This window comes from Roseovarius sp. B08, assembly GCF_051417955.1.
In the GTDB taxonomy this organism is placed as follows: Bacteria; Pseudomonadota; Alphaproteobacteria; order Rhodobacterales; family Rhodobacteraceae; genus Roseovarius.
In genome coordinates, this window is record NZ_JBPRLW010000001.1 from 2,464,137 (window position 1) to 2,485,154 (window position 21,018).

Consider the following 21,018-nt stretch of genomic DNA (forward strand, 5'->3'; position numbering starts at 1 on the left):
ATCAGGCCCTCCTTTTCATACGGGCGAAGATGTCGGGATGGTGCGCCAACAAGGACTCGCGCACGGCCACGGCCGCGGCTTCGCCACTGTCCTTTCCGTAATGTCGCTTCGCGACTTGTTCGGTGTTTGCCAGAACCGAGGCCACGGTCGCGAAATCGCCCGGCCGGACGGCGAGCATCAGCGTCGCGAGCGCGTGGCGGCATTGATGCGGGGTGAGACCCAGCCCCAGCTGCCGGTCACCAAGATCCCACAGTTCCAAGATCGACGCGACGGACATGCACCCCGTCGGCAGGTTCAGTGCAGATTTGCGCAATCGCGGCGCGGCGGTCCCGGGAAACAGGTACGGCGATGCCTCGATGCCGCGGAGCTTCATGTACGCAGGCCGGTGAACCCGGTCCCACTCCCAGAGAATGCGGGCATCGTCCCCATGCACGTTCACGATCAAGGTCTGACCGTTCTTGACCTCGCCCCCGGAAAACCGGATCTCTGCGTGCTGCTGGTCTACGATCCAGGTCAGGCTCCTCGGACAGCCCTGCGTTGCCCTGCGCCGGATCATGAACAGGTTGGCGGGCCGCAACGCCCGGCTGACCTGCACTGCATAGGCCGCGGCGCAAGCCGAGAGCCGCAGCGCGCGCTCCTTCGTGAAAGCGGTCGTCGCTGCCTCTATTTCCATTCGGGACCGGTCGCCAAGGCGCGCGGGCGCATTCACGAACGCCGCCGCGAGATGGGGTGATCTTCGCAAGCGATCGCAAATCGCTTCAGCATCTTCGGTCATCTCTATAGGTGACAGCACGTAATCTGCATGAAACATGCGTACGAGACCGATCCGCGCCAGGATTTCGGGGTCCCGCAGCCCGTGACGTGCAATCGTCGTGAGATTGGTGAAGCGCGACCAGAGCGTCGAACTCTTGTCGGCGTCTTTCAGAGCTACCGCTGCCTTGGAACGTTCGATCTGCGCATGACAGGCCGCGTCCAACGCGTCGGTAGTGAAGAGATCACGCAACGTTTCCAGCCCTGCGAACCCGGTTTCAGGCGAGTAGCTCTCGCGAAGCAGCCACGTCGTGGCCTGTCGATAACCAGCCAGTGCGTTTTTCGTGTTTTTTGGCAGCTTCTTTTTCTTGTTGCCTATCCGAGCTGCGATCTCCGCATCGATGTCGCTGGCTGACCGACCGAGGCGCAATTGCTCCTTTGCCCATTTCTTGAGGTCTGTGGGCTGACGCAATGTCTGCTGGAACACCTCCTCGGCATCCGACCGAAACGATGCCGGCAGTGACATCCACTCGATGCGCCTCGCACGTTCCGCCGACACCGGCACGACGAAGTCGTGCCGCGGCAACAGGTTGGAAAGCTGCGGCCAGCGGTTGTGACCCCGCCGGAGCATGGCAATGCGCCGGGTGAATTTCCGCAGGGACTTCCGACCATCCGGTGTCGCATCGTGCCAAAGCCGATCAAATTCCGCCTGGTCGAGCTCCGGCAAGCCGATCCGGGCGCGCGCCCGCACCAGCAGGAACGGCTGGTGAGTTCCGGAGGTGAAGAGGGTCCCGTTGTCAATGAAACCCTCATTTTCGATAATGAACTGGATCGCCTTGTCATAGCTCGTGCGGACAGCTGCGTCCGGGGTCTCATGCCCGTGTTCTGCGAGGAATCGCCCCAAAGCGCCGCGGATGCGGGAATTTCCGCGGTTGCGGGATTTCTCGAGGTCTTTGGACCGCGATACTGCGCCATAAGCCGAGACCGCGATCACCTTCTCGAAATAATTGAGGTCGGCCGGGATCAGGTCCAATTCCTCGGCCGTAATCTCGAGGCGCGCCGGGACCTTCTCGATCTCGTAGATTGTATCCCGGCTCTCGCCGGAGGTCTTCGCCCAGGCAAGAAGATCCGAGAACTTTGCGCCTGCGGATTTGGTTTGTGTTCTGTCATGAGTCATCATTTCAATCTCCAGTTTCGGGGCCGCTCGGGCCGGCTTCACAAGGAAAGGCGGCTCGTGCGGACCGGGCCATGGACCTCATTCGGTCCCTTCAGGAGATCGCGCCCAGTGGGTCGCTTCGCACAGGCTGTCGTGATTTTACCGCGTTTAGCAGGATCGCCCCCAAGCATAACGCCGATTTATGTTCGGGGGCGGATGTGCGACGCGAAGCATCCTCCCGCTCGTGTCGGGATGATGCCTATGGCATCTGTGCGACGCTCGGAGGCCATCACGTCCACCATCCCGCGGGGAGATCGACACCGCGCAGTTTGAGCCAGTCGGTAACGTCATGAGGATTAAAGCGGACAACCCCGAACACGTTCCGTGTCGGAAGCCCCTCATCCATCCACCGTTCGACGGTGCGCACGCTGACACGGAGCGCTCCAGCAATGTTCTTCTTGCATAGAAGATTTTCTTGGTAGCGTGTGATCCGTGCGCGTTTCGGCATCGGACCGTCTTCGCAGGCCCAGACGTTCGGCCAGTCCATGCGGTAGACCCTGCCGATGCGGATTGCATCGATATCGTTCGTCCGGATCTTTCTTCGCACGGTGTCCGGCCGCAGACCAAAATGGCGGGCAACATCTTCCACTGAAAGCATTTTTTCCTCATCGGATTGTTCCTGAGAAGGAATTAGTCCCCGTAAGCGTGGTTATGAAATGCGTGGCGCCACCATCAAAGGTGCCATGCCTCAATTAGAAGGATCAATTGGGCGGCGACACCATTGATGTCGCGCCACTCCTCACGCAGCTGTGATCAGGTGCGTTTCTGCGCGACAACGCGAACGCCCAGTTCCTCCGAAAGGAGGCAGCAGATGAAACAAGATCCGATTCCGGCCGCGATGGGGAATGTCCCATTATGGCACACCGCCGCCCACGCGCGGGAAAAGCTCGACCAGATCATCGGTGGGTTCGTTGACGCGGCCACGTCCGGCTCGAATACATCCGACGAGGGTTGCGCTGTACTCGCCCTCAAGGTGACCGCCGGTCTGGGCAAGACGGCGACCACGCTTCGCATGATCGCACGTCACGGTGAAGCGCTGCTGGCACGCGGGCATGTGCTGGTCTACGTCCCCACTCTCGATCTCGCGGAGCGGGCCCACAGCGAGTTTCTGAGACTGGCACCCAATGTTCCGAGCCGTGTTATCCGGGGCCGTGAGGCCCTTCGCCCGGACGACGGATCACGACAGATGTGCGAAAATTCCGACCTGGCAAAAAAGATTTCCGGTTTTGTGACCTCAGTCACGCAAGCGCTATGCCGAGGAATGGATGCCGAGGGCAATTTCGTCCAGTCTTCCTGCGCGACCGGGTGTCCGTATCTCGAGCAGAAAGACGTCGCCGGGCCGCATGTCGTGTTCCTCTCACACGCATATTTGACGACGCGGCCGCCCATCGACAACGATTATAATGTCGCGCTACGCGTCGTCGACGAAAAGGTCTGGCCAACCCTGACACGCATCTCGCGTATTACCCTCGAGGAGTTCATGCGCGCCCCGCCTACAGCCGTCGACGAGGAGCTTCTCGACACAATGGCAAAGGCCAAGGCACTCGTGGTCAACGGTCTCCAACGACACCTGCCGCTCCACGACCATCTGAAGAGAAATGGCCTCACGACCGAAAGCATCCGCGTTCTTGCTGACACTGAAGACAACGCGCGGAAGCATCTGATCCTCAACCCTACACAGGATATCGAAGCTAAGAAATTTCGGATAGCCACTTTTGATCGCCAGGCTTTCCTCGCCTCACGGCGCCGACAGCGCATTTTTTCCCTGTTGTCCGAAAAGGACAGCGGGCACTGCAACAACCTCAGACTTGTTGAGACCGATGTTGATGGCGCTCCGAGGCAGTCGATAGAGTTGTTCACCATGGAACACGTCCCGCGCGACGCCCCGATGCTGCTGCTCGATGCCGACGTTGACACGGAGATCACGGAACGAATGGTCCCGGGATCGCAACTCATCGCTATCGAGTCTCCCCCGGATGCAGACATTGTCCAGGTCAAGGACCTTACCCTCTCCGACACGTGGTTGCTCGATGAGGAAAAGGGGGCCGGAAGGCGCGCTGCCGTGCTGGGCATCCTCAAGCGTGAAGTCGGTCGGGCTGCCGGAGGAGGCGTGCTCGTTGTCGCGACGAAAACGGTTCTTGGAGCTCTCCATACAGACGTGACCGGTATCGCCCCGAAGGACGACGCCGGGCTGAAACAACCGCTCCTCGGGGCTGTCCCCCGTTGGTTCGGGCCACGGACGCAAGGCGTCAACGACTTTGAAAGTTTCGCGGCGATCGTCGTGATAGGCCGCCTTCAGCCCAATGTTTCTGACATGGAGGCCTCAGCCCGTGCGATTTTCGGAAAGGACCCGCTTCCGATCGTCTCGCATGACAAAGGTCCGCTTCCCGCGCAGAATTCCTTTCACCTGATGCGCGACGACGCGGACGGGCCGGCAAAGAGCTACATACACCCGGATACCCGGGTCCACTCGGTCATCGCCCAGACACGCGAGCGCGGCACGCTGCAAGCGATCGCCCGGCTGCGCCTCGTTGCCCCGGATCGGAGAAAACGCGTCGTGATCCTGAGCAACGTGCCCCTGCCAGGATTTCCGATCTCCCGAATTGTCGCCTTCAACCAGCTCGCCCAGGGCCTCGAGCACGAGCCCGACCCCGCAGGGTACCTTCGAATGGAGGCGGCCCTGCGTGCGTTGCGCAGGAGGCCTGTTTGCGGAACCCGGCTGTCGGCTTCCGGGCTGGTCGCGGATCTTCCAAGGGATTTCGAAACGGAACCCGGAGCGAAGCGTTTCCGCAGAGGACGGTCTACGTCGCATCTTATCGCGCTCTGCCAGCGTATCGCGGCGGCCAACAACTGGCCGATCACTGCGGTTCGATTGAACAAGCCCACGGGGGGCAAGTCTGTGCCCGCGATCCTTCTTGCGGATCCTGATGCAACGCTCCCGATCGCCCGGAGTCTCTGGCCGGGTTTCACCCCGCATCTGGCTTGAACCACAAGAAATTTCTTCGGATCGCGGTCATCGGACCAATCTTCTCCGAAGGCGGAGTTCGCTGCCACTTTCACAAACCCACTTTCGCAAAGACTTTGCGAAACCCAAAGAGGAATGACAATGACTGAAAAGAAGACTGGCCCCCCCCGAAATACACCGAGGCGCAGGTGCTCGATGGCATCGGCATCGTCGAAAAGAATGGCGACACTCCGACCGGAGAGGCTGTCAAGAAGGCGATGTGCCTTCACCTCGACGTACCCGCTGGGATCAACGCTCAAAGCCTGGACAAGGAGGTTCAGCGCATCCTCGACGAGCGAGAACATCAGCATTCCACGCGGCTGATCGCGGCCTTGCCTCAAACAACCAGAAATGCTGTCAGGGAGATAGGCGCAACCGTGGAGTCTGCGATCTTGCTTCACTTGGGACGCGAACATGATGAGCTTCGCCGGCTCAATGAACAAAAGGTTGCGCAGAAGGACATGGACCTATCGAACCAGCGGGCGCAAATCCGAGACCTGCTGGTGAAACTCGATGATCAGGCCGAAGAGATAGCCGCACTCGAAGACGCGGCGCGAGCCATGAAAGAGCAGCTCCATGAGACAAATGAGCGAAATACGTCATCGTTGACCCGCATCGCAGAGCTCGAAAAACGTCAGGATTTCAGGGAGGAGATGCTTGCGTTCATGAAAGATACGCTGGCCCAGCATGCTCCTCAACTGCCCGAGAACCCGTAGGCGAAGCCCGGGCTGATGCTGGCGAAAACCACGATCAGAGCAAGCGGACCAGTCTGGCACACAATCGACATGCCGGACCGACCGGGTCAAAGGCGATCAAACGAGGTCTTCAAGGAATTCCGAGACGCGGCCTGCGCCCGAAACCCACAAACGCTCCCGCGCTCGGGTGGTCGCGACATATAGAAGATGGCGCTCCGTCGCCATGATTTCCTCGATCATCGATTCGTCGCGCGCTTCGAGAAGGCGGTCCTCTTTGGGGATTACATCCTCGTCGCATGCCATCACTGTGACGGCGCGATACTCGGCGCCCTTTGCATCGTGCATGACCCGGACCTCCGGTCCTGCATCGCGGCCTATCAGCGATCGCAAGGCGTCCCGGACGGCCTTCGCACGGGGGAGTTCGTCCTCGCTGCGAACCAAGAGCGCAATCTCCGACCCTGTGAAACCCTCCTCAACCAAGCCGGCAAGCCAGCCGGCGACAGCTTTGATCTCTGCGTCAGCATCAGGGAATTCGGCGATTTCTGGTGCCGGACCGTCGAAGAGCGACACGACGCCGGTGCGCCGATCCTCGTTTCCGTCTGCCTCGGTCAAGCTGAGGGGCAATAGGCGGTCGGACTGGCTACGGATTTGTTGCGAGGTCCGGTAGTTGACCTTCAGACTGCGTGATCGTCCCCGTAAGTCCACTCCGGCCGCCTTCCAAGGGAATGGCGCACGGAAGATTCGCTGTCCGATGTCACCAGCGAAGAAGAGGCCGTTCGACCGGTCTCCTGCCATGGCAGCCAGAAAATGCAGCTCCGGCACAGAAATGTCTTGGGCCTCGTCCACCACCGCATGGGTAAACGGCCGCGGCGCGCCTCCGCGATAATGCACTGCGAGAGAGTGGAGCATCTGTGCGCGGGTTCGCTTGCCCTGTGTCTCCAGCGCGGCGCGCGCATCGGAGAAGACGTCCCATAGCGCATTCCGGCGTGAGGCCGCCATGCGCGTCAGCCGGCCCAGGCGAGGAAGATCGCGGTATGCATCGCGATCGGCCACAGCCCAAGCATCCACGACGAGACGCCATTCGTCCTGGAGGAAACCGGGGTCCACGCTCACGTCTGCCGCCGCGGCGGCGTCGGCCAGTGCCTTGGAGACATCGTCGGGTGTCGCCTCCTCGACAGGGCCGAAGGCGTCGACGTACAAATCTTGTGCCAGCTCTCCCAACGCGCGGGTCGTGACACGGTCTCGAACTGCCGTGTCTGGCAGCAGCATGGGCAGTTTCGCCGAAAGCCCATCGGCGAGCCGTCGGTTGAACGTGGTGAGCAAGATGCGCGCCTTGGCATCTTCACGGGCCAGCCGGGCCGCCCTGTGCAAGGCAACGACCGTCTTGCCGGTCCCGGCCGAGCCGATCACCCGAGCCGGACCGTTGAAGCCCCGGTCCACGAATTCTTTCTGCGCCGGGTGCAGCCAGACGGCCCATCTCTCCCAGGGTGCCTCAAGCGCGGCGGCGAGATCAGCTTCTGTGGTCGTGAGGCGGAAGCGGCGCGCGGCGTCGGGATGCTCGTAGGGATCCTCGGCGTGGGGCGCGGGCGCTGGCCGTTCGCCCGTGGCTGCCTGCAACAATGCCTCGCCAGCCTCCGCCGGAAGGTGGCCAGCGATGTCCAGCACTGTATCCTCGGTGGCATCGCGCACCGTGCCCAGCCAATCCTCGGGCACGCCCCAGGACAGCAGAGTATCGTCGTCCTCGTCGGTGAAGAGACGGGGTTTCTTGACCGCTTCCTCGACGTAGCGCTGGATGATCACGTCTTCGACGGTCTCGCGGATTTCGACGATCTGCGCCGCACCCGTCCGCGGATGCACGTCAATCCTGCGCCGCTCAGCCCAACGGTAGGCGTCGTCATGGTGGCCGACCCAGGCAAGTAGCGTGGCGCCGTCCTTCTTGTGCAGGACAAGCCGAACATCGCGGTTCACCCGCGCGGTCCAGAAATGCGGGTCCTTGGCCCGGTCGACCCGATGCATCTGCAGGCCCGGGTTCTCGGGGTTCATCTGCGCGTCGAAGGCTGCGGTCTTGGCAACCTTCTGTTCCTGGCCTGAGAGCTTGGAGAGCGCGTCGGAAAAGGTGTCTGCGATGCGGAAGGTCATTTATTTGGTAAGCTTCTCCAGATATCGCTAATCATCGACGCCTGCGGCGGATCTCTTCTTGAATCCCAAACTTGGCTCAATTTATTTCCTTCACCAAATCTTGCTCCTTGCCGGTTCAGTGGCGGCTCTGCCCCCAGAAGCAAAACCCCTCCAAAGACGATATAAGCGAGCTCTCATTCCACGCCTCCCGATTGACACTACCGAGAACATATTCGCCGTCCTTTTCAATGATTGGTCTCAGACCAAACCAAGAGAACATCGACCAACGCTCAGCCAAATTGTCGCCAATATGATCCCGCAGCCTATAAAGAATGGCGTTCTTTCCACCTCCTGCTTGTCCAACATAGAGAAGTGAAAAGTTATCATCATACAGGCAGTAAATGCCAATCTGCTTACTCAAATCTACGCAGCGCTTTTCACGATTTAGGTTGATTTCACCAAATAGCTGTGTTGGTTTGTTCGGACCTCTTTCTCCGAAATAGACACCAACCCTTTTCCAAAATAGCCCATAGTTTTCAATCATCTTAAACGCCAATCACCTTCATCACCTCGTCTCCGAGGTGGTTGATCACTTTCACCGCGATCCGCCCGGATTTCGGCCGGGCAAACGCGCGCGACTCCGTCCGTTTCAGGCTCTCCCAGGCCTCTTCATCGATCTCCGCCTTCAGCGTCGTCTTGAGTTGCTTGTAGGGGATCTCGGCCCCGGGGAAATAGGCGTGGCGGACGAAGAAGCTCTGCTCGTCGTAATCTGTATCGATGAACCAGCAGGCGATGTCCTCGGGGTCCGAGGACGACACCTCGCCCGTGGCGGGGCGGAAGATGTCGACACCGAGGAGCCGCACGCGCAGTCGGTCGCCCTCTTCGATCATCTCGATGTCGGGCTCGCCGAAGACCACGAAGAGGTTACCGCCGCCGGCCTTCAGGTCGCCCGCCATATGCAGGTCGGCGTTCATGCGGGCCTGCAGGACGGTGATGCGGCCCAGCTTCTGGAACTCGGCCGTATGCGCGTCGAAGTTGAAGGCGCAGGCGATCACCAGGTCGAACCCGGCATCCGCCGCCTCGCGCGCGGCGGCCACGAGGTCGGCGCGCTGGAGGGTGCCGTATTCGGGACCGATGAGGATGCCGGCGCGGCGCTCGGTCTCGCCCTCCATGTAGCGGCCCTCGGCAGCGAGCCATTCGCCAGGCCAGGCGGAGAGCGAGGTGAAGTCGATGCGATCCTCGCGCCCGGCCTGCTGCACCCCGGCCTTGCGGAGGTTTTCGAGGATCGCGGTGCGGTAGTTTTCGGCCTCCTGCTCCCCTGCCCCGCGGCGGCCAGCGGCGGCGTCGTGCTCGTCGATCAGCTCGCCATGTTCGTTGACCGCCTGGGTGCGATGGGGCGAGAGGCTTTCGACCGTGAACGGCCCGGCGACGCGGACGCGCTTCTTGTCCTCGTAGGGTTTGTCGTAGAGGTATTCGTGATCGGCCTTGGCGGCGATACTGGCGTCGATCTCCTTCTGGCGGGCGATGCGGGCCTCCCAGAAGTCTTGCAGCGCCGCGTGGGCAGTGTCGGGCCAGTCGTCCGGGGCCTCGCGCGGGATCTCCCATTCCATGAAGCCGTTTGCCGGGGCCGTCTCTCCGCTGGGCAATTCGACCTCACCCGACGCGGTGAAGTCGATTTTCTTGCACTTGCGGCCGCCGGTTTCGACCTCGAAGGGTGTGGGGTAGCCCTGCAAGGTGGCGTTGAGCGCGGCGCGGGCGTCCTCGACGGCGGGCTGCATCGCCTCCCAGATCGTGTCGATCTCGGTGTTGTTGGCGATGCTTTTCAGAGTGATGTGGGGCACGCGGTGGTAGACGAAGCCGTGGCGGATGTCGTTGTAGGTTTCGGCGGTCGAGGGGGCGGAGCGGGTGACCTCGGCCTCCTTCTTCTGCCCTGCCTCGGAATCCTTGAGAAGATACCAAGGGTATTTCGCGCCCATGATCCGCGCGCGGGCGAGCGCGAGGGCCACGCGGGAGGTGTCGATGGTGATCCAGCGCCGGCCCCATTGCTCGGCCACATAGGCGGTGGTGCCGGAGCCGCATGTGGGATCGAGCACGAGGTCGCCGGGATCGGTGGTCATGAGGAGGCAGCGCTCGATAAGTTTAGATGATGTTTGGACAATATAGATTTTCTCATCTGTAAAACTGCCCGTTCCGGTGTCCGCCCAGATATTGTCGCGCGTCGTATACGGGTAATCGGTATGAAACCGCTTGTACTGGAAGCTGTTCTTTGCAACGTGCACCCGCCCAGCTTTTTGCAAACGCCCCATGCCGTCCGGGTATCGTGCTTTCCAGTGCGCGTTTTTCTTAAACGGGTCCGAGCGAATACCTGCATATGAAAAAGGTTGATTTTCACTGGCTCGTCCCTGTGATGACAGATCGCCCGGTTTATAAGGCTTTGAGTTTGCGGGGATGGAGACTTCGCCGATTGCTTCTTTGCGGGTCACGCCACGGTAGTCGCAGTAATCAATCTCGAGCCAACGGGCGTTGCCTGTGCCTAACTCGAATGGCTGCTCATCGTAGAGTTGCCGAACTTTGATACTGTCCAATTTCTTCGCATACCAAAGCACATAGTCGCAGACGTTTGCCAATGTGGCCGAAGGAAACCCCGATGTTTTCCTGACTGTGATACTTGAAACAAAATTCTCCTCTCCGAAAACCTCATCCATCAGCGCCCGCACCCGATGGACGTTCTCGTCGCCGATCTGGACAAGGCAGGACCCGCTCTCGGTCAGCAGGTCCCGCGCCACCACCAGCCGGTCGCGCAGGTATTGCAGGTAGGAATGGATGCCGTCGCGCCAGGTGTCGCGAAAGGCCTTCACCTGCTCGGGCTCGCGGGTCAGGTGCTCCAGCTTGCCGTCCTTCACATCGCGCGAGGTGGTGGACCACTGGAAGTTGGAGTTGAACTTGATGCCATAGGGCGGGTCGATGTAAATCGCCTGCACCTGCCCCTTGAGCCCCTCGCGCTCGGCCAGGCTCGCCATGACCTGCAGCCCGTCGCCCAGGATCATCCGGTTCGACCATTTGCGGTGGTGGCGGTAGAACTCGATCTCCGCCTCGCGGTCGTCGTCGGTGATGCCGAAATGGTCGAAGAGGTCGACGCCGCCGCCCTGCCCGTTACGCTGGCCCCCTGCCCGCAGATCCTCGATGATCGCCTTGGGGTGCACCTGTTCCTGCAGGTAGATCGGCGGCGCATCGACTGTGATCTCGGTCTGGTCGATGTCCTTGCCGCGCCAGATGAGTTGCGGATCGAGATCTGGGTTGCGCTGGTCGTAGGCGACCTTGATGGGCCGGGCATCGTTCGGATCCATCATAGGCGCGAGTTCCGGCGTGGGGATGTTCACGCGCTGGTCGTCGTGGGTGATGGGATCGATTTGGGTACGCTTGTCGGTCATTGTGCTCGCCTCATCACGATCTCGGCGATCGCTTGTTCGAATGATTTTCGGGTGTGCTCCATCCAGTCGATCAGGTCCGGCCAGCGCGCCGGATCGCTGTAGCTCATCCCGGCGCGTTTCCACAGGAAGTGGCCGTTCGATCCTTCGAAGGTCGCGTCGAGCGTGGCGGCCAGCCGTTCGGCATCCGGATGCAGCTTGTCGATCAGGCTCTGTCCGTCCGATCCACGCGCGCCCCGCATGAACGCGCCGCAGTCTTCGCTGCCCACCCAGAGGGACAGGTAGGCTTCTTCGCCCAGCCCTTCGATGGGCACCCAGGCCGAGGACAGGCGTAGCGGTCGCAGCCCCCATTCGGCCGCACCGGGCACGCGGTCGAGGTAGGCCTGCCAGAAGGCGCGCCGCTTCTCACCGACCTCGGACGGGGCGCTGGACTGGCGCGCCTTGCGCAGCAGGCTGCGTTCCCAGTCGTTGGGTTTCTCGACAACCTCGAAAACGGGGGCCAGAGGACTGTTGCCGATCCGGACGACACGCGCCTTTACGGCGAAGAACGAAAACCCGTCCGCCGTGTGCTCGTTGAGCCATCGGATGGCGGACAGGTGCGGTTCGCGGAAGGCCGGCGCGATCCAGATGACGGTCTGTGCCTCGAGCCCCGCGAGGTATGTCATGATCTGGCCGAGGTGGGTGTGGTCGGTAGTCTCCAGCTGATTTTCGATCAGGACGACGTTGTCTTCCTCGTCGCGTGCCAGGATGTCCGCCGAGAAGGACTCGACAGCGACCTCGGTGCCGGTCAGTTCGAGTTGGACACCGATAGCCTCCGACAGGTGTTCGATATTCTCGGCCAGCCACGGGGTGAACTGGAGAGCCTCGTGCTTCCAGGCCTCGCGCAAGGGAAGGTCTTCGAGGCGGCCGAACTGGATATCCGTCATGCAGGCTCTCCTAAGGCCTCACCGATCAGCCGGTCGAGATCTTCTGCATAGCGGTAGGGGTCGAGAAGCTCGGCATAGGCCCAGCGGCCATAGCGCCCGAGCGTGTTGACCCCCGGCACCCACTGGTGCCGCGTGGTCTCTGCCTTCAGCCGGTCTTTGGCATCGCGGAAGCCCTTGGCCTCGATGATCAGAGTAATGGGTTCGGGCGTGTCCAGCGTGACCAGGAAATCAGGGCGGTATTGCTTGGGCTCTCCCTCGACGAGGTAGGGAATTTCGAAGCCGAGGTTGTGGTTCTTGGCGTAGGCCCGGGTCATCGGGTGGTCCTCGATCACCTTGGCCAGTTTCGCCTCCCAGTCGCTGTCGGTGACAATCCAGTTGATGTGCGACCGGTCGGTGCGTGGCCAGAACCGCGTGGCCTTGGAGGTGTTGAAGGACACATCCATGGTCGACCCGATGGGGCTATAGGGCTCCAGAACGGCACGAATGACGGCATCGCCCTCGCGACCGACCGTGAGGGCGTGAAGGATCGTATCGCAGACCTCGTCGGCGATCTGCTTGTAGGTCAGCTGCGCCTTCTGGGTGCCGCCGGTAAGGATCAGGCGGTCACTGTCGAGCCACTGGCGCACAATGCGCTTGGCGCGCGGGAAGAGGTGGGTCTTCGGTGCCTCGCCCGCGTCGCGGAGCTTGTGCATGACGAGGTGCGAGGCGATCTTCGTTGCGATCTCATAAGAGCGCATCTGGCCGAGATGCGCGAGTGTGATGTGGGCGGGCTCGCCGACAATGCCCTGCATGGTGACATCGGTCGCTCCGGCCTTGGCCGGGGTCAGCTCGTAGGGTTCAACCTTGGAGAAGTCGACGGCAAGCGTATCGTTGGGCAGGTCCGTCCGGTAGCCCTCGACCCGTGGGAATACGATCTCGAGGTGATCGCGCTCCGGCGAGACGGCACGGACCTGCACGACCTCGCGCGGCGGCGTGGGTGGCGCGACGCGAGGGCCGTCAGAGAAGTTCAGCCCGTCAATGCCCATGATGTCAGCGTATTCGGTGGCGAAGAGCCCCTCTTCGTTCACATCGTAGGACAGGCGGCGCAGGGCGCGCCCGACGACCTGTTCGCAGATAAGGCGCGTGCCGAAAGCCCGCAGGCCCAGGATGTGGGTGACGTTGTTGGCGTCCCAGCCTTCGGTCAACATGGAGACGGACACGACGCAGCGCACCTGTTCGCCGAGCCTCCCTTTCTTCCCTACTGTGTTCATCACCTCGCGCAGGATTTCGGACTCGTCGATCTGGTCGGCACCTTCGCCGCGCGCGGCCTTTTCGCGGCGGAAGGCCTCGATCTCGGCGGCATGGGCTTCGCGGAAGCCCTTGTCGACATCGCCGCCAGATTCGATGGCAGCACTGTCGATCAGGATCGTACGCGGTCGGTCGAGGGGCTCGCCGTCGTCGGCATAATTACGAAAGAGCGCACAGCGGCCCTGAACCGTGTCGATGACGCCATCCTCGTCCTCGCGCTCGAACCCGGCAATGTAATCCCGCACGAGTTCGGAATTCGTGGTGTTGTTGCAAACCACGATGAAAACCGGAGGAATGCCTACCTCCGCTTTCTCCCATTCCCGGTAGGTCTTCTCGTAGTGGCCGTAGAGCGCGTCGATCGCGGTCTGTAATTCCAGAGGCAGTTTCAGAGGGTCAGGCTTCTTTTCGCCGCGCGCTTTCTTCGGCATCTTCTTTCCGATGGCCTTCCAGAGGTTGCGGTAAAGCGGTTCTGGCTGGCCTGCGACGTTGTCGGCGACTGGGACACGAGGCAGCTTCACGATCCCGCATTCGATTGCGTCCATGAGAGAGAAGTCACTGGCCACCCAAGGAAAGAGCGTGCCCTCCACCCAACCGGAACCGGCGAGGAAAAACGGTGTCGCAGACAGGTCATACACCGTTCGGATACCCAGGTGGCGCTTGGCCGCCTCGAGGCCGGAGATCCAGAGCCTTGCGGCCTCGCTGTTCTCTTCCGCCTCTTTCTTCGCATCGCCGGTCAACTTCTCCTGTTCGGCGTCAGGACGTTCTCGATAGCAGTGATGAGCCTCGTCATTAATCACCGTGATCTGACCGCAGGACATCAATTCGGGCATCACGCGTGCGAGCATCTGACCTTCGGTCTCGAGCGTCTGCGGCCCGTCGCCATGTCCAGACAACGCCGCCCGCGTGCCTTTGGCCAGGGCGATCTTCTCCCGGAGCTTGAATGCATGATAGTTAGTGATGACGATCTTGGCGGTCTGCATTTCCGTCATCAGATCGGAAGGCACAAGGTTCAATCTGCCATAATAATTGTCCGGCTCTGAGGGCTTGAGAACGCGCAGGCGGTCACGGATAGTAATGCCCGGCGCGACAATCAGGAAGCCCTTCCCGAAGCTCTTGGATGACGGTGAGCGCGCGGAATTTAGGACCTGCCATGCCATCAGCATCGCCATGACAGTGGTCTTGCCCGCCCCGGTCGCGAGCTTGAGCGCGATGCGGAAAAGGTCCGGATTGGCCGCCGCATTCGACGCCTTCAGCCATTCGAGGAACCGTTTGCCGCGCTTACCGTCCTTCGGCGCCACCTCGGACAGCCAGATCGCGACCTCTACTGCCTCGAGCTGACAGAAAAAGGGCCGGATCGGAACGGTCTCGTCCGCTTGGATCGCCCGCCAGTGCTGCAGGAGCCTCTGAGTGACGGGAGACACTCGCCATTGTGAAGGACTGGGCAGGTTGCGCCACGTGTCGACGGCCTCCCGCAATTCGTTGATGTAGGGCGTCGGGTTGTAATCCACATCCTCCGTCGACAGGTCATCGAAAGTCAGGCTCGCCTGTTTGGCGACCTTCGCCTTCGCCCCCGGCATCGCCGAAATCAGATCTGACTTTCTTCGCCGCTCGATGATGCGGTCGGTCGGACGACCATCCTTGTCCAATTCCCAGTTCCGCTCCGGAACGCGGTAGGGCGAATTCAGGATGGGCGCGTCAAAAAAGCTCTGCGACATTAAAGGACTCCTGTTCTGAATCGCACACTATCAGCGTAATCAGGCGGGGGAAGGGATACGTCTGCGTTATCAGCAACCAACTCACACCATTTCAACGACATGCAGGTCAGGGATCACCTCGCGCCCCAAGTCGACGAGGTGCCGGTGATGAGTAAACATTATCGCCTGTCCGGTTCGCCCCATCTCGGCGGTCAGAGACAGGGCTGCAGCCGCGCGAGTGTCGTCGAAAGTTTCGAGGATGTCGTCGGTCAAAAACGGTAGCGCCCCGTAGCGGGCGGTGAAGTCCGCATGGCCTGCCACTCGCAGAGCCAAGTAGAGCTGGCCGCGTGTGCCGGTGGACATGGCGTCGGCGGCGACCGGCTGGCCATCGCGGATGCCGACGAGCCGCTCGCCCGCACCCGTCGGCTGGGCCTCCAGCCGCGGCCATTCTCCGCCGGTCATGCGGGCGAAGGCGCGTTCTGCCGACTCGAGCATCGGGTCGCGACGGTCCTCGCGCAGGCGACGAAGCGCGCCGGATGCCGCCATCAGGCCAATCCGGACCATTGCGGCGCGGCGGGCATCCTCGCGGAGTTCTTCCAGAAGGGCAGCCCGTTCCTGAGCCTGCGCCACGCTCCCCGCCTTGCCGAGTGCGGCGTTCAGCGCCTGCCGCGCCTCGCCGCGCCGGCCGACGGCCTCGTCCCGCTCGGCCACGGCATCCTCCACGGCCTCGCGCAAGGTGTCAGTGCGGACCGGGTCAGGATCGGCCTCCTCGGCGGCAAGCTGGTCTGCCTCGAACCCCTCGGCGGCACCGGCGCGCTCCGCGTCCAGCCCGGCGATCTCGGCCCGCAACTCGTCCCGTTCCAGAAGGCGACCCAGTGCAGCCAGTGGATCAGTGCCCGGGGCGATCTCCTGGCCTCGGAAAACGGTGGCGATCTCGTCGGTGGCCCGGGTCGCCTTGCGGGTCTGGCGGTCGCACTCTGCCACCGCGTTTTCGCGTGCCCTGCGTGCCTCCTCGATTCGACGGGCGGTTTCCGCCGCCTGCCCGGCACGCTGGCGGGCGCGGCGAAGCGTCTCGTCTACCGGGCGATCCGCAGGCAGACCGAGCGTGTCGCGTAGCATCCCGGCGCGATCATCGAAAGCGGACCTTGCAGCTTCCAGCCGATCGACGCGGCGGCTCAAGTCCTGCGCTCTGCCTTGCAACTCGGCCAGCTCGGCAAGGTCGTCGGAAATCCGAAGCACTTTTTCGACGCCCATTTGCGCGCACCACAACCCGGCGACACACGTCTCGTAGGCCCTCAAGGCGTCCCTATGAGCGTTCTCTTTTGCTTTCCTCTGTGCTTCGAGGCCGCAGATTAGATTTTCGGACTCCAGCCTGCTCGCGATCCGTGCCTGCCGCGCGTCAAGATCCCTGCGTAGGCGTCGGGCGGCGGCAACGGCATCCTGACCTTCTGACGGATCGCCGGCGATCTCTGCGGCCGCCTCGACGACACGGCCCTCTGCCTTCGACCGGCTCTTTCGCGCCGCCCGCAGATCCTCGGTCGCGCGCTCCGCCGCGATCGCGGCATCGAGAGCCGCCTTCAGCGCTTCCAGACGTTCGCCGAACGCGAAGGGACCTGTGCACGGCTCCAGCCCGAGCCGCCCGGCGAGCACTTGCGCGGCTTGCAACGGGCCAGCGTGCTCCTCCCGGGCGACCTCGAGGTCACCCCGCCGGCGCTCCAATTCCGCCGAAATCGATCCGCGCTCGGACTCTATGCGGCCAAGACGGGCGCGGCCCTCGGCACTGCGCACGTGGCGGCGGCGGGCGTCGTCGTCTTTACGCATCGCCGCCTCGAATGCCTCGGCCGTATCGTCTTGAAGATCGGATCGGTGAGAAGTCCAAAGCCGCTCCCGCTCTGCGCGCGTGGCAGCGATCTCATCATCGGTGACAACCGACAAGGCGCGCCACTCACCATCCAGCGTGGCGTCGAGGCCGGACAGCTTCTCCCGCGCCTCGCGGAGCCTTTCGCCGGCCGCGGCAACCTTGTCGTCCGATACCTTCAGCGCCCGTTCCGCGTCGCGCAGCTCGGCGGCCGTCGGCAGCCCCGCATCGGCGAGGACGCGCCATCCGGGCGGCAGTCCCGCCGACACGAGACGCGCCTCGGCCTCCCGATCCTTCAGACCGCGGGCCAGCGTTTCGGGATCGTCGGGCAGAGCATCGAGCGTGTCGAGGGCATCTGCCAGCGCTTCTGCGCCATTCGGCATCTCCTCGGGCTCGCCGAGGTTGGCGCGCGCCGCCTCCAGCGCCTGCCTTGCCTGATCAAGGGAGCGTGCGGTCTCGTTGACGTCCTGCGCCGCCTCCCGGAGGCCATTGCGCACCTCGCGCGGCAGGACAACCTCCGCCGGCTCCGCGCCATCCCCGGCGAGGGTCGTGACGAGGCGACGCGCCTCCGAGCGGGCCGCATCCCGTTCCGCACGGCGCCGGCCGAGATCGGCATCGGCCGAACTGGCGCGAGCCACGAGTGATTCTCCGTCGTCGAACTCAGCCGCTTCGAGCATGGCCAGCATCTCGGCGACGGCCGTGCCCTCGGGGTCCGGCGCAAGCTCGGAGAGCAGTGTGCCAGTCCGCGCGATCTCGGTCTCGGCTTCTGCCTTCGCTTCCTCGGCTCCCGCGACTTCATTGACGGCGACGCTCACCCGCGTCTTCGCGTCCTCTGGCAGGTCGGGGCCTGCCGGACAGTCCTCGAGCACCGCTCGCGCCTTCTCGATCAGGCGGGCAAGCTCGCGTCGACGGTCGGCGGCCTCGCGCAACGCGAGTCGACGCCGGGCGTCCTCACCTTGCGCGGTGGCGTCGCGGCAGGCTTGCTCCGCGCTCTCGACCTCCCGGCGCAACGCCTCGAACTCGCGCGGATCCAGTCGCTCCACCGCCAACGCCGCGTCGATCTCTTTCAGCCGGTTGCGTCCCTCGGCGAGGGTCGTTGTCCGCCCCCGTGGCTTGTGGAACGCGTCAACCTCGTCCTCGGCCTGTTTCAGCAGATCGGCGAATCCCGACAGTCCCGACGAACCGGCATGCAGCAGCTGGCCCAGGTCCCCTTTGGCGCGCGCGATTTCCTCACCACCCTGGCGGAGCACGGCGTCGTCGAGCGAAAAGCGCGTGCGATATGCGTCGCGGTCGAGGCCTTGGAGCAATAGAGAGAGGCGCCGCTCGTCCACAGTGCGCCCGTTCTCGTCGGTCAGGGAGCCCTGCCGCTGGCCCGTCCGGCGCAGCGTCAACGGCCCCTCGTCGGTGTCGAGCGAGGCGCCCACCATGAGGTCCTTGCGGGCATGCGCGAAATCGTAAGGGTGCTGTAGCGGCAGGCCGAAGAGCAGGTCGAGCCAAGCCGAGAAAGCCGTGCTCTTTCCCGCCTCGTTTTCGCCGTAGACGATCGTGACATCGGTTTCGCCGTCGCCGGGCCCGAAGTCGAGTCGCCGGTCGGTGAAACGGCCGTAGCGGATCAGGTCGAGATGGCGCAGCCTCATTGCTCCGCCCTCCCCGTGCCGAGGCGCAGCGCCATCGTCTCCACTCCCACCTCGATCAGCTCGTCCAGCCGGTCGTCGTCCAGCACATCGCGGATTTCAGGCGGCAGGGCGGCGCGAAGTTCGGCCATTTGCGCCTGCACCTCGTCGCGGAAGCCCAGCGTGGCGGCGTCGGCCCGCATCAGCGAGGAAATGTCCTCGGCCGCCTCCGCGTCCGGTGCGCGGCCGACCGGGCGGAGCCTCACGCGGTCGACGAAGACGCCCGCCAAGGCCTCCGCCGCCTCGCGCGCCTGCGCCTCCAGCATGCGCGGATCGCCCATTTCGGCAGGACTACCCGCCGCCTCCAGCCGGGCCGCGATCATCACGTCGCCCTCCGCCAGCGCCTCCAGCTCCGCGCGCAGCCGCGCATCGCGCCCAGCCTGGTCCGCGACGCCCGCGAAGTCCACCGGCACCCGGGCGAACCGCAGCAGTTCCAGCGGCACCTCACGCGCGCGCACGCCGGCCAGGTCGATCTCCACCAGCGTGGTCGACCCGCCCTCCGTCTCGCGGATGCTGCGGCCCTGAGGGATGCCCGGCATCACGACAAGCGTGCCTTCAGACTCGTACACCGCGCGCTTGTGGATGTGGCCGAGCGCCCAGTATTCGAAGCCGTGCCCGACCAAGTCGGCCAGCGCGCAGGGCGCATATGGGTCGTGTCCGGGGGCACCGTCGAGCGAGGTGTGCATCAGCCCGATGTTCCAGCGCCCAGGCTCGGGCCGCGGGTAGCGGGGCAGAAGGCTTTCGGTCACGTGCGCGGCGGTGAAGCCCATACCGTGCACGGACGCTTCGCCGACGCGGCACGTGGGCGCGTCCGGCGTCAGCACCGTCAGCGCATGGGAAACCGGACCATAGCGGTCGAGGTCGAGCAGCGCGTCGTGGTTTCCCTGGATCAGGACAGCCGGGATGCGGGCACGGGCGAGCCGCGAAAGCTCCGTCGCCAGCGCGGCTCGGCTCGCCACGTCGGCTACACCGTTGTCAAAGGTGTCCCCTGCGAAGAGAACTGCGTCCACGTCTTCAGCCAACGCCGCATCTACGAGCCGCGCCAGCACCTGCCTGGACGCCGCACGGAGGCTCACAACCATCGCGCTGTCGCGCGCCGCCTGCGTCCTGAGCGGGGAGTCGAGATGGAGGTCTGCAACGTGCAGGAACTTCATACCCGTATCCTTTTGTTCCGGGCCTCCGACACGCAGCCGGGCACTCTCCGAATGAATATCAATGCCGTCGTCGCGCGACGTGCCAACGATTCGTTGACAGGTTCAGTGAAACGGAGAAGGATGTCAAAACCTGTCACCCGTTCGGAGCCCCAAATGTCTTACAGCAAGGCCAACGACCTGCTTCGCCTCGCCGACATGGCGACTGCGCGTTTCGAAGGTGTATCACTGCAAGAGATCGCCGAGGAATTCGGATGCGACCATCGCACGGCGCAGCGGATGACACGCGCCTTCGAAGCCGCTTTCCCGCAGGCCGAGGTGAAAGATGACGAGGATCGCCGTCGACGGTGGCGCCTTCCCCGCTCCGACCCGCGCTGGCTCCAAGCCCAGGGGATCCGTGACGATGAATTGGCCGCGCTGGACTTGGCGGCTCAGCGCGCGGAGCGGGACGGTGCGCCGGATGATGCAAGGCGGCTGCGTGCGCTTCGAGACCGGTTGCTCGCCGCTATGCCGTCATCCCAGGCCCGACGGGCCGAAGCCGACGCCGATGCACTGCTCGAGGCGCAGGGCTTCGCTTCGCGTCCGGGTCCGCGTGTCGTGCTGGACCCGCACACGCTGGGGGTGCTGACCGAGGCGCTGCGCGCGCCCTTCACGATCGAGGTCAGATACACGTCTGGAAATGGCACTATCTCCGATCGCCTGCTGGAACCCTATGGTCTGCTGCTCGGCATCCGGCGCTACCTCGTCGCCCGGCCGGTTGCAGGCGATGGCAAGATGCGGCGCTTTCGACTCGACCGCATCCGCGAGGTCCGAATAACCGGCCAGGGTTTCGTCCCCGCACCGGACTTTGACCTCGCCCAATTCTCAGCGCTGGCATTCGGCTCGTTCCATTCGGATGACGAGTATGGCCCGGTCTTATGGCGTTTCACGCCGGAGGCTGCGCCCGTCGCCCGCCATTTCGTCTTTCACCCGGGACAGGAAATGTTTGAAGAGCCCGACGGAGCACTCACCGTGAGGTTCAACGCGTCGGGCCACATGGAAATGGCCTGGCATCTGTATCAATGGGGCGACCAGGTCGAGGTTCTGTCCCCTCCCCCCTGCGAGAGATGGTCGCCGCGCATCGTCGCGCCGATTTCCTCGCACTACCCTGACCATGACAGATTTTGCCACCTCACGGCGCCACGGTGGTGGAGACGATAGTTAATGATTCGAAAAGGT

At 63.3% G+C, this 21,018-nt stretch carries 12 protein-coding genes; 3 read left to right on the forward strand and 9 right to left on the reverse strand.

Annotated features, from left to right (window positions below):
• Position 1: 1 nt before the first annotated feature.
• Together ACSQ76_RS12575 and ACSQ76_RS12580 are read right to left on the reverse strand one after the other, a co-directional pair.
• Complete coding sequence (locus tag ACSQ76_RS12575; RefSeq protein ID WP_437156841.1) at positions 2-1,930, reverse strand: site-specific integrase; 1,929 nt, start codon at positions 1,928-1,930, stop codon at positions 2-4.
• Between the two features lie 265 nt (positions 1,931-2,195).
• Positions 2,196-2,564: a helix-turn-helix domain-containing protein gene (locus tag ACSQ76_RS12580; protein ID WP_437156842.1), complete on the reverse strand. Its 369-nt coding sequence runs from the start codon at positions 2,562-2,564 to the stop codon at positions 2,196-2,198.
• Between the two features lie 213 nt (positions 2,565-2,777).
• Between ACSQ76_RS12580 and ACSQ76_RS12585 the strand changes: the two genes are divergently transcribed.
• Complete coding sequence (locus tag ACSQ76_RS12585; protein WP_437156843.1) at positions 2,778-4,952, forward strand: hypothetical protein; 2,175 nt, start codon at positions 2,778-2,780, stop codon at positions 4,950-4,952.
• Between the two features lie 167 nt (positions 4,953-5,119).
• Entirely contained in the window at positions 5,120-5,686 is a 567-nt protein-coding gene (locus tag ACSQ76_RS12590) for a hypothetical protein (protein ID WP_437156844.1), read from the forward strand.
• A 96-nt stretch (positions 5,687-5,782) separates the two neighbouring features.
• Here ACSQ76_RS12590 and ACSQ76_RS12595 read toward each other — a convergent pair whose 3' ends face one another.
• The 7 genes from ACSQ76_RS12595 to ACSQ76_RS12625 form a co-directional block, all read right to left on the reverse strand.
• On the reverse strand, positions 5,783-7,804 hold the full coding sequence (locus ACSQ76_RS12595) for a 3'-5' exonuclease (RefSeq protein WP_437156845.1): 2,022 nt from the start codon (positions 7,802-7,804) through the stop codon (positions 5,783-5,785).
• 115 nt (positions 7,805-7,919) lie between these two features.
• Positions 7,920-8,327 carry a GIY-YIG nuclease family protein gene (locus ACSQ76_RS12600; protein ID WP_437156846.1) on the reverse strand — a complete coding sequence of 136 codons (408 nt, stop codon included), beginning with the start codon at positions 8,325-8,327 and terminating at the stop codon, positions 7,920-7,922.
• Between the two features lies 1 nt (position 8,328).
• Positions 8,329-11,214 (reverse strand): site-specific DNA-methyltransferase, encoded by a 2,886-nt coding sequence (locus ACSQ76_RS12605; protein ID WP_437156847.1) that lies wholly within the window; start codon positions 11,212-11,214, stop codon positions 8,329-8,331.
• Entirely contained in the window at positions 11,211-12,137 is a 927-nt protein-coding gene (locus tag ACSQ76_RS12610) for a hypothetical protein (protein WP_437156848.1), read from the reverse strand. The genes ACSQ76_RS12605 and ACSQ76_RS12610 overlap by 4 nt, the downstream gene beginning before the upstream one ends.
• Positions 12,134-15,139 carry a BPTD_3080 family restriction endonuclease gene (locus ACSQ76_RS12615; protein ID WP_437156849.1) on the reverse strand — a complete coding sequence of 1,002 codons (3,006 nt, stop codon included), beginning with the start codon at positions 15,137-15,139 and terminating at the stop codon, positions 12,134-12,136. The genes ACSQ76_RS12610 and ACSQ76_RS12615 overlap by 4 nt, the downstream gene beginning before the upstream one ends.
• Positions 15,140-15,220: 81 nt before the next feature.
• Complete coding sequence (locus ACSQ76_RS12620; RefSeq protein ID WP_437156850.1) at positions 15,221-18,613, reverse strand: AAA family ATPase; 3,393 nt, start codon at positions 18,611-18,613, stop codon at positions 15,221-15,223.
• A complete protein-coding gene (locus ACSQ76_RS12625) occupies positions 18,610-19,803 on the reverse strand; it encodes a metallophosphoesterase family protein (protein ID WP_437156851.1) in 1,194 nt (397 codons plus the stop codon). Before ACSQ76_RS12625 ends, ACSQ76_RS12620 begins: the two co-directional genes overlap by 4 nt.
• Positions 19,804-19,956: 153 nt before the next feature.
• On the opposite strand from ACSQ76_RS12625, the gene ACSQ76_RS12630 reads away from it, so the two are divergent.
• Positions 19,957-21,000 (forward strand): helix-turn-helix transcriptional regulator, encoded by a 1,044-nt coding sequence (locus ACSQ76_RS12630; RefSeq protein ID WP_437156852.1) that lies wholly within the window; start codon positions 19,957-19,959, stop codon positions 20,998-21,000.
• The last annotated feature ends 18 nt before the right edge of the window (positions 21,001-21,018 follow it).

What these genes read in the sequence shown, in the direction of transcription:
- ACSQ76_RS12610 (WP_437156848.1), bottom strand. Translation starts at nt 12,137, where the DNA reads ATGACGGATATCCAGTTCGGCCGCCTCGAAGACCTTCCCTTGCGCGAG.
- ACSQ76_RS12615 (WP_437156849.1), bottom strand. Translation starts at nt 15,139, where the DNA reads ATGTCGCAGAGCTTTTTTGACGCGCCCATCCTGAATTCGCCCTACCGC.
- ACSQ76_RS12575 (WP_437156841.1), bottom strand. Translation starts at nt 1,930, where the DNA reads ATGATGACTCATGACAGAACACAAACCAAATCCGCAGGCGCAAAGTTC.
- ACSQ76_RS12605 (WP_437156847.1), bottom strand. Translation starts at nt 11,214, where the DNA reads ATGACCGACAAGCGTACCCAAATCGATCCCATCACCCACGACGACCAG.
- ACSQ76_RS12595 (WP_437156845.1), bottom strand. Translation starts at nt 7,804, where the DNA reads ATGACCTTCCGCATCGCAGACACCTTTTCCGACGCGCTCTCCAAGCTC.
- ACSQ76_RS12630 (WP_437156852.1), top strand. Translation starts at nt 19,957, where the DNA reads ATGTCTTACAGCAAGGCCAACGACCTGCTTCGCCTCGCCGACATGGCG.
- ACSQ76_RS12600 (WP_437156846.1), bottom strand. Translation starts at nt 8,327, where the DNA reads ATGATTGAAAACTATGGGCTATTTTGGAAAAGGGTTGGTGTCTATTTC.
- ACSQ76_RS12620 (WP_437156850.1), bottom strand. Translation starts at nt 18,613, where the DNA reads ATGAGGCTGCGCCATCTCGACCTGATCCGCTACGGCCGTTTCACCGAC.
- ACSQ76_RS12580 (WP_437156842.1), bottom strand. Translation starts at nt 2,564, where the DNA reads ATGCTTTCAGTGGAAGATGTTGCCCGCCATTTTGGTCTGCGGCCGGAC.
- ACSQ76_RS12585 (WP_437156843.1), top strand. Translation starts at nt 2,778, where the DNA reads ATGAAACAAGATCCGATTCCGGCCGCGATGGGGAATGTCCCATTATGG.
- ACSQ76_RS12625 (WP_437156851.1), bottom strand. Translation starts at nt 19,803, where the DNA reads ATGAAGTTCCTGCACGTTGCAGACCTCCATCTCGACTCCCCGCTCAGG.